An 8,742-nucleotide genomic window follows, 5' to 3' on the forward strand; every position below is an offset into this window, starting at 1 on the left:
CGCGGGGGGTGTTGCGGCGGGCCGACCGGCGACGAGCGATGGCCGGGCGACGGGGGTGGAGGGCGAGGGGGGCGGCCTTGCCCTCGGCGGCGGCGCGCGCAATACGCGCCCGGCCGCGGCCGAGCGGGAAGGCGGCCGGGGCGTCGGCATCGCCGCGTCCCACGGGCGCGCCGTTGCGGGTGTGGTCGCCATCCCTCTCCGGTCCGCGCCACATGCGCTGCCCGGCGGCGCGCGTCGCGCCGGGGCTCACGATCTGGATCGGGTCCGACGATGGTCTGTCGCCAGGGTATTCCAGCCAGAAGGTTCGCTTCGACGGCGGTCGGGCGCCGCGCCGCCGGCCCCGCCCGGCCGGGCGGGCGCAGGTCGGGCGCGCCTCTCGCGGCGCGCCCCTGCCGCGCGGCCGCCGGCGCCGCGCCGGGTGCCGCCTGATGGCGCCGCGTCGGGAGCGGCGCCGGCAGGCGCCAGCCGAGGCGGCGCCCGCCCCCGCGGAGCGCGAGGCGCAGTGGTGGCGCGACGCGGTCATCTACCAGCTCCACGTCAAGAGCTTCTTCGATTCGAACGACGACGGCGTCGGCGACTTCGCGGGCCTGATCCAGAAGCTCGACTACATCGCCGGGCTCGGCGTGGACACGGTCTGGCTGCTGCCCTTCTACCCCAGCCCGCGCCGCGACGACGGCTACGACGTCGCCGACTACCGCGGCGTGCATCCCGACTACGGCACCCTCGCCGACGCGCGCCGCTTCGTGCGCGAGGCGCACGCGCGCGGCCTCAAGGTGCTCGCCGACCTGGTGATCAACCACACCTCGGACCAGCATCCCTGGTTCCAGCGGGCGCGGCGCGCCAGGCCCGGATCGGTGTGGCGCAACTACTACGTCTGGTCGGACACCGACCGCCGCTACGCCGGCACCCGCATCATCTTCAGCGACGTCGAGACCTCCAACTGGACCTGGGACCCGGTGGCCGGGGCCTACTACTGGCACCGCTTCTACAGCCACCAGCCGGACCTCAACTACGACAACCCGCGCGTGCTGCGCGAGATGATCGGCGCCATGCGGTTCTGGCTCGACATCGGGGTGGACGGGTTCCGCCTCGACGCCGTGACCTACCTGGTGGAGCGCGAGGGCACGAGCAACGAGAGCCTGCCCGAGACGCACGAGGTGCTCAGGAAGCTCCGCGCCGCGATGGACGAGCGCCACCCGGGGCGCATCTTCCTCGCCGAGGCCAACCAGTGGCCGGAGGACATGCTCCCCTACTTCGGCAACGGCGACGAATGCCACATGGCGTTCCACTTCCCGCTGATGCCGCGGATGTACATGGCGATCGCCCAGGAGGACCGGTTCCCGATCACCGACATCCTGCGCCAGACGCCGGAGATCCCCGCGGGCTGCCAGTGGGCGATCTTCCTGCGCAACCACGACGAGCTGACGCTCGAGATGGTCACCGACCGCGAGCGCGACTACCTGTGGGCGACCTACGCCGCCGACAGGCGCGCCCGCCTCAACCTCGGCATCCGGCGCCGCCTCGCGCCGCTGCTCGAGCGCGACCGGCGGCGGATCGAGCTGATGAACGGGCTGCTGCTGTCGCTGCCGGGGACGCCGGTGATCTACTACGGCGACGAGATCGGCATGGGCGACAACATCTTCCTCGGCGACCGCGACGGGGTGCGCACGCCGATGCAGTGGTCGCCGGACCGCAACGGCGGCTTCTCGCGCGCCGACCCGGCGCAGCTCGTGCTGCCGGCGATCCAGGACCCGCTGTACGGCTACCAGGCGGTGAACGTCGAGGCGCAGGCGCGCGACCCGCACAGCCTGCTCAACTGGATGCGGCGCATGCTGGCGCTGCGCAAGCGCAGCCGCGCCTTCGGCCGCGGCGCGATGCGACTGCTCTACCCGGAGAACCGCAAGGTGCTGGCCTATGTGCGCGAGCACGAGGGCGACTGCATCCTCTGCGTCTTCAACCTCTCCCGCGCGGCGCAGGCGGTCGAGCTCGACCTCGCCGGATTCGCCGGGCGGGTGCCGGTGGAGATGCTCGGCGGCACCGACTTCCCGCCGATCGAGGCGCAGCGGCCCTACCGGCTGACCCTCGCGCCCTACGGGTTCTTCTGGTTCTGGCTCGCTGCCGCGCCGCAGGCCCTGCCGTCCTGGCGCGTGCCGCCCGCCGAGCCGCTGCCGGAACTGCGGACGATCGTGCTCCGCCCCGGCGCCGCGGAGTTCATCGGCGAGCAGGTGCGCGAGGAGCTGGAGCGCGAGGTGCTGCCCGCCTGGCTGCCGAAGCGGCGCTGGTTCGCCGCTCCCCGCGGCGAGGCGCAGGCCGAGGCCGTGCGGCCCGGCGCCGTGCGCCTGACCGTCGCGGCGACGCTGCCCGGCACCGAGGGCACGATCGCGCTGGCGGAGCTCGAGGTCGCCCGCGCCGACGGGCGGACGGAGACCTATTTCCTGCCGCTCGCGGGCATCGCCGACGGCGGCGTGGCGGGCGGGCCGGCGCAGCAGCTCGCCCTCGCGCGCATGCGGCTCGGCCGCCGCATCGGCATCCTGACCGACGCCTTCGCGGCCGACGCGCTGCCCGGCGCGGTGCTGGCCTGCATGCGCGCGGGGACGGTGCTGCCGACCGACCAGGGGGAGATCCGGTTCCGCGCGACGGAGCGGCTCGCCACCGTCGAGCTGCCGGCGGAGCCCGCGGTGCGCCGGCTGGCGGCGGAGCGGTCGGGCTCCCTGCTGGTCTATGGCGAGGCGGTGGTGCTGCGGCTGATGCGGCGGCTGCGGCCGGGGATCAGCCCCGAGGCGGAGATGACCGGACGGCTGGCGGCGCTCGGCTACGCCGGCTGCGCGCCGCTGCTCGGCGAGGCGGTGCGCGTCGCGCCCGACGGGACGCCGACGACGCTCATGCTGGCGCAGGGCTTCGTGCGCAACCAGGGCGAGGGCTGGGCCTGGACGCTCGACTGGCTGGCGCGCGCGGTCGACGAGGTGGCACTGACCGATGCCGTGCCGGAGGACCCCTTCGCCGGCTATCGCGTCTTCGCCGCCGCGGTCGGACGCCGGCTGGGCGAGATGCATGCGCTGCTCGCCCGGCCCTGCGACGATCCCGCCTTCGCGCCGGAGCGCGCCGGTGCGGCGGAGCGCCGGGTGTGGGCGGAGCGCGCGCTCGCCGTCCTCGGCCCGGCGCTCGACCGGCTGGCCGGCTGGCGCGGCGGAGCGGGCGCGGAGGAGGCGGCGCTCGCCGGTTCGCTGCTGGCGCGCCGGGCGGCGCTGGAGCGCGCGGTGCGGCGGCTCGCCCGCGCCGCCGGCGGGGCGCTGCTGACCCGCGTGCACGGCGACTTCCACCTGGGCCGGGTCCTGGTCGTGCATGGCGACGCCGCGATCACCGGCTTCGCGGGCGAGCCCGAGCGCCCGCTGGAGGAGCGGCGGGCAAAGGCGAGCCCGCTGCGCGACGTCGCCGGGCTGCTGCGGAGCCTCGACTACGCGGCGCACGTGGCGAGCGCGACCGAAGCCTCGGGCGCCGCGACCGCCGCGCCGACGGAGCGCCGCGTCGCCCTGATCGCCCGCTGGCGGGCCGAGGCCGAGCGCGCCTTCCGCGACGCCTGGCGGGCGGCGGCGCCGCCGGTGGCGGCGGGCGACGATCCGGCGGAGCAGGCGGCGGCGGAGGCGGCGCTGCTCGACCTGTTCCTGGTCGAGCGGGCAGCCTGCGAGCTCGCCCACGAGGCCGAATGCCGCCCCGCCTGGATGGGCGTGGCGCTGCGCGGCCTGTCGGCGCTGGCCGATCGGCTGGCGGGGCCGGAGAGGGCGTAGCCCCGAGCCGCCGCGCCGGCGGGCGGCGACGCTCGCCCTCAGCGGCCGAGGTTGATCACCTGGACCCGGCGGTTGCGCGGCTCGGGGTGCCCGTCGGGCGTCGGCACGAGGAGTTGGGTCTCGCCGTAGCCGACCGCCTCGAGGCGGGACGGGGCGATGTTGAAGCGCCGCACCAGGTGGTCGCGCACCGTGGCGGCCCGGCGCTCAGAAAGCCCCTGGTTGTACGCGGCGCTGCCGACCGAATCCGTATGCCCTTCCACCCGGAAGCGGTATCCGGCGAGGGCGGGCGCGTTCAGCGCCTGGCCGAGCGGCGCCAGCGCGGCCTCCGCCTGCGGCGTCAGCCGCGCCGAGCCCGTCGCGAAATGGACCATGAGGGAGATCGCCGGCACCCCCTCGGGCGCGGTGGTGTCGCGCGGTTGCGCGGCCACGCCGGCGCCGTCGCCGCCTGCCGGCGGGCGGACGCGGATGCCGCGGGTCGCGCTCTCCGGGTTCAGGCGCTCGATGATCTGGTCCACCGTGGGCGCGCCGGGCGGTGCCTGGGCGTGCGAGGATGCCGCGCCGCCGAGGACCGCCAGGCCGAGGGCGACCGCCAGCCGGCGGCGGAGGCCCGATCCGAGGCGGGTGTGATGCGGGATCATGCGGTGGCCCTCCCGCGCGCAGGGTATCCGAGTCGCGCCGGCGGGTCACGCGCGGCGGTCGTCGCCGGGCACGCCGTCGTCGGGCGCCGACCGCCTCCGCGCCCGCGGCCTTCGCCTTGTCGTCGCCCCTGTCGGGGCGATGCCGCGGGGCGCACGGGCGGGGCGCGCGCGACGCCCGCGGAAAGCGGGCGCGCATCGCCTTGCCCGGCGATCGGCGGTAGAAGGATGTGCGATGCACGCGCCCGCGGCCGCCCTGCCGATCCCGCCCATGCCCGCGCCGGCGGCGCGCCCGCCCTCCTTCCTCCGCGTCCTGCTCGGCGGACGCGGCGACCTGCTGTCGCTGTTCCCGGAGGAGGCGTACCGGCGCCAGGTCATGTCCTTCCGCATGCCCGGGCGCCTGCTGCTCGTCCTCAACCATCCGCAGGTCGTGCGCGAGGTGTTCGTGGCGCGCCACGAGACCTACCAGCGCAAGAGCCGCTTCATGGAGCAGGCCCTGGCGCCGGTGATCGGCGACAGCCTGTTCATCAACCACGGCGCCGTCTGGGCCGAGCGGCGCGCGGCGATCGGGCCGGAGCTGCATCCCTCGAGGCTCGACCGCTTCCACCCGCTGTTCCTGCGCGCGGCGGCGGAGATGGCGGAGGACCTGGCGCGCGCCGCGCCCGGCCCGGTGGAGCTTTCCGCCGCCTTCGCGGCGGCGACGGCGCGGGTGGTGATGCTCGCGCTGTTCGGCGAGGCGGCGGCGCGGCGGGAGGATGCGGCGGCGCTCGCCTCCGCCTTTACGGCCTATCAGGCGGCGGCGGAGAACCTCGACCTGTTCCACATGCTCGGCCTGCCGGCGTGGCTGCCGAGCCCGCAGGGACGCGCGGCGCGCCGGCACGCGGCGGCGATCCGCGGGCTGATCGGGCGTCTGCTCGCCGGCGTGCCGCCAGGCGCGGGGCCGCCGCTGCTCGAGGCGGTGCGGGAGGCGCGGCGGGGCGACGGAACGCGGCTGATCGAGGGCGCAGCGCTGGTCAACGAGATCGCGATGCTGCTGCTCGCCGGCAGCGAGACCGCCGCCAACACCCTGACCTGGACGCTCTACCTGCTCGCGGCGCATCCGGAGGCGGAGCGGCGCGTGCGGGACGAGGTCGCCCTGCTGCCCGAGCCGCCGGGGCCGGACGCGCTCGGTCCGCTGGTGTTCACGCGCGCGGTGCTGCAGGAGGCGATGCGGCTCTACCCCCCGGTCGCGGTGCTGTCGCGGCAGGCGCTCGCCGCGGACCGGATCCGGCGCTGGTCGCTGCGGCCGGGCGACACGGTGATGTGCGTGCCCTGGCTGCTGCACCGCCACGCGGCGTGGTGGGAGCACCCCCACGCCTTCCTGCCGGAGCGCTTCCTGCCGGAGGCGGCGCGGCGGCAGCCGAAATTCACCTACATGCCCTTCGGCCTCGGCCCGCGGGTCTGCGCCGGCGCGGCCTTCGGCATGGCGGAGATGCAGGTGTTCCTCGCCGTGCTGCTGCGCCGCCTCGCGTTCGCCGTGCCGGAGGGCTTCGCGCCGCGGCCGTTCTGCCGCCTCACGCTGCGTCCCGCGGGGGGCATGCCGCTGCGGGTGGCGGTGCGGGGCTGAGCGCCGCGGCGGGGCGGGGGCGCCGTCCGGCTTGCCGCGGCGATCGGCCGCCCGGTAGTCTCGCCACGGGCGGCGGCGCGCGAGGGCGGTCGAGCCGCTCCAGGGAGGGACCATGCATCGCCGCAGTCTGGCGCGCGGCCTCGCGGTCGCGCCGCTGTCCGTGCCTGCGCTCGCCGCCTCGCGCCGGGCGGGCGCGCAGGGGGGCGCCGGGTATCCCAGCCGCCCGATCCGCATCATCGTGCCGTTCCCGGCAGGCGGCGCCACCGACATCTGGGCGCGGATGGTGGCCGAGGGGATGCAGCCGGAACTCGGCCAGCCCCTCATCATCGAGAACCGGGGCGGCGGCGGCGGGCTGATCGGCACCGAGGCGGCGGCGAAGGCGGCGCCGGACGGCTACACGCTGCTCTTCAACATCACCACCCACGTCCAGGCGCCGGTGGTGCTGCGGCGCTTCCCCTACGATCCGGTCGAGGACTTCGCCTTCATCGGCCGGCTCGGCACGACGGCGATCACCTTCTGCGTTGGGCCCGCGGTGCCGGCCGCGGTGACGACCCTCGCGGAGTTCGTCGCCTGGGGGCGGGGGCGCCCGCTGTCGTTCGGCAACTACGCGCAGGGTTCCACCGGCCACGCCTTCGCGCTGCTGCTGGCGCAGGAGGCGGGGCTCGACGTGACCCACGTGGCCTACCGGGGCGAGGCACCGATGCTGCAGGACCTGCTCGCGGGCCAGTTCCATGGGGGGTTCCACAGCACCGTCACCGCGGGGGAGATGATGCGGGCGGGCCGCATCCGACCGCTCGCGACCGGCGGGCCGGACCGCGTGCCGTCGCTCGCCGACCGGGTCCCGACGCTGCTGGAGCTCGGCTACTCGCGCCGCTTCGACTTCTCGGGCTTCAACGGGCTGATGGCGCCGGCCCGCGTGCCGCAGGCGGTGCTGGACCGGCTGGTGCCGGTGTTCCGGAAGGTGGCGGAGAGCCCCGAGACGATCCGCCGCCTGCGGGCGATCGACACGATTCCGGGCTACGAGGATCCCGCGACCTTCCGCGCCTCGGTCGCGCGCACCCTGCGGCAGTGGCGGGAGATGGCGGAGTCCCTCGACCTCTATTCCACCGGCTGACGGGCCGGCCCGCCGGCGGCGGGGGCGAGCGGCCCCGCGCCGGGCCTTCTGCCCGCCGGGGCGGCGTCCTATGTTCGACTGATGGACAGTCTCGACTTCACCGAGGCGGAGCTGCGCCGGTATTCGCGGCACATCCTGCTCGCCGAGGTCGGCGCGGTGGGGCAGGCGCGGCTGCGGGCCTCGTCGGTGCTCGTCGTCGGCGCCGGCGGGCTGGGATCGCCGCTCGCGCTCTACCTCGCGGCGGCGGGGGTGGGGCGCATCGGGGTGATCGACCACGACGTGCTCGAACTCTCCAACCTGCAGCGGCAGATCGCGCACACGACGGCGCGCCTCGGCCGCAACAAGGCGGAGAGCGCGGCGGAGACGCTCGCCGCGCTCAATCCGGAGGTGCGTGTCGAGGCCCACGCCCGGCGCATGGACGCCGACGCGGCGGAGGAGCTGATCCCGCGCTACGACCTGGTCTGCGACGGGACCGACAATTTCGGCACCCGGTTCCTGCTCGGCGATGCGTGCCACCTGCTCGGGCGGCCGCTGGTCTCCGCGGCGGTGCTGCGCTTCGAGGGGCAGCTCTCGGTGTTCGAATCGCACCGCGGCGCGCCCTATCCCTGCCATCGCTGCCTGCATCCGGAGCCGCCGCCGCCGGGCCTGGTGCCGACCTGCTCGGAGGCGGGCGTGCTCGGCGCGGTCACCGGGGTGATGGGGACGCTGCAGGCGACGGAGGCGCTCAAGCGCCTGCTCGGCATCGGCGAGACGCTCGCCGGGCGGCTGCTGATCTGGGACGCGCTCGACATGCGCTTCCGCACCGTGCGCCTGGCGCGCGACCCCGCCTGCGCGCTGTGCGGCGGGGAGGGGGTGGCGACGATCCGCGACCTCTCGGCGCATCGCGCCGCGGCTTCCGGCGCGCCGGAGGCGTGCGCGGCGTGAGCGGGACGGGCGGGGCCCCGCTGCCGCTCGGCGTGCTGCTGCTCTCCGGCGGCCACGAGCGGGCGCATTACGCGCTGGTGCTGGCGACCGGGGCGGCAGCGATCGGCCGGCCGGCGATCCTGTTCGCGACGAATGCCGGGTGCCGGCTGCTGCTGCGTCCGACGCCGGCCGATCTGCTGGCGGACCCGCGCGAGGCGGCGCTGGCGGCGCGCGGGGTGGCCGGGATCGGGGCGTTGATCGAGGCCGCGGGGGAGCTCGGCGTGCGGCGCATCGCCTGCGAGGCCGGGCTGCGGGCGGAGGGGCTGGCGGAGGCGCCGCTCGCCGAGGGCGTGGAGGTGGCCGGGGTGGTGACCTTCCTCGGCGCCGTCGGGGCGGGGCAGATCGTCGCGCTGTAGTTGCGTGCCCGGGTCCCGTATCGCGCGCTTGACCCTGCCGGAGGACAGGGGAACAGAGGGCGCATGCGTCGTCGCCTGATCGCCCGACTCCATGCGTCGCCCGCGCTCGGCCCACTGTTGCTCGCGTTCGGCCTGGCCGCGGCGCTGCCGCCGCCCTCGGCACTGGCGCAGTCGAGTCTCGGCGGCTTCGGACAGGCGCTGCCGCCGCCGCGTCCGCTCGACGCCCCGCCGCCCGCGGCGCCGTCCGTGTCGGGTGGGGCGCCGTCGCGTCCGGCGGCGCCGC

Annotated in this window: 6 protein-coding genes and 1 pseudogene; 6 read left to right on the plus strand and 1 reads right to left on the minus strand. The window is 76.3% G+C overall.

Annotated elements, in window-relative coordinates; all coding sequences use genetic code 11:
• The first annotated feature begins 428 nt into the window (after positions 1-428).
• Complete coding sequence (gene treS, locus IEX99_RS05385; RefSeq protein WP_188899002.1) at positions 429-3,785, plus strand: maltose alpha-D-glucosyltransferase; 3,357 nt, start codon at positions 429-431, stop codon at positions 3,783-3,785.
• 38 nt (positions 3,786-3,823) lie between these two features.
• Here the strand turns inward: treS and IEX99_RS22755 are convergent, their stop codons facing one another.
• Positions 3,824-4,423, minus strand: coding sequence for an OmpA family protein (locus IEX99_RS22755; protein WP_188899003.1), 600 nt, complete (start codon positions 4,421-4,423; stop codon positions 3,824-3,826).
• A gap of 232 nt (positions 4,424-4,655) precedes the next feature.
• Here IEX99_RS22755 and IEX99_RS05395 point away from each other — a divergent pair, with 232 nt between their 5' ends.
• The 5 genes and pseudogenes from IEX99_RS05395 to IEX99_RS22375 form a co-directional block, all read left to right on the plus strand.
• Entirely contained in the window at positions 4,656-6,026 is a 1,371-nt protein-coding gene (locus tag IEX99_RS05395) for a cytochrome P450 (protein ID WP_188899004.1), read from the plus strand.
• Positions 6,027-6,138: 112 nt separating this feature from the next.
• A complete protein-coding gene (locus IEX99_RS05400) occupies positions 6,139-7,140 on the plus strand; it encodes a Bug family tripartite tricarboxylate transporter substrate binding protein (protein ID WP_188899005.1) in 1,002 nt (333 codons plus the stop codon).
• 81 nt (positions 7,141-7,221) lie between these two features.
• Complete coding sequence (locus IEX99_RS05405) at positions 7,222-8,064, plus strand: HesA/MoeB/ThiF family protein (protein WP_188899006.1); 843 nt, start codon at positions 7,222-7,224, stop codon at positions 8,062-8,064.
• Complete coding sequence (locus IEX99_RS05410; RefSeq protein ID WP_188899007.1) at positions 8,061-8,459, plus strand: DsrE family protein; 399 nt, start codon at positions 8,061-8,063, stop codon at positions 8,457-8,459. Before IEX99_RS05405 ends, IEX99_RS05410 begins: the two co-directional genes overlap by 4 nt.
• 63 nt (positions 8,460-8,522) lie before the next feature.
• Positions 8,523-8,742: pseudogene (locus IEX99_RS22375) on the plus strand (hypothetical protein); the annotation flags it as partial.

The sequence above is a fragment of the Caldovatus sediminis genome (assembly GCF_014644455.1).
Classification (GTDB): domain Bacteria; phylum Pseudomonadota; class Alphaproteobacteria; order Acetobacterales; family Acetobacteraceae; genus Caldovatus; species Caldovatus sediminis.

Bases quoted from the DNA above. Each gene is read 5' to 3' on its own strand.
- treS (WP_188899002.1), top strand. From the start codon at position 429: ATGGCGCCGCGTCGGGAGCGGCGCCGGCAGGCGCCAGCCGAGGCGGCG.
- IEX99_RS22755 (WP_188899003.1), bottom strand. From the start codon at position 4,423: ATGATCCCGCATCACACCCGCCTCGGATCGGGCCTCCGCCGCCGGCTG.
- IEX99_RS05395 (WP_188899004.1), top strand. From the start codon at position 4,656: ATGCACGCGCCCGCGGCCGCCCTGCCGATCCCGCCCATGCCCGCGCCG.
- IEX99_RS05400 (WP_188899005.1), top strand. From the start codon at position 6,139: ATGCATCGCCGCAGTCTGGCGCGCGGCCTCGCGGTCGCGCCGCTGTCC.
- IEX99_RS05405 (WP_188899006.1), top strand. From the start codon at position 7,222: ATGGACAGTCTCGACTTCACCGAGGCGGAGCTGCGCCGGTATTCGCGG.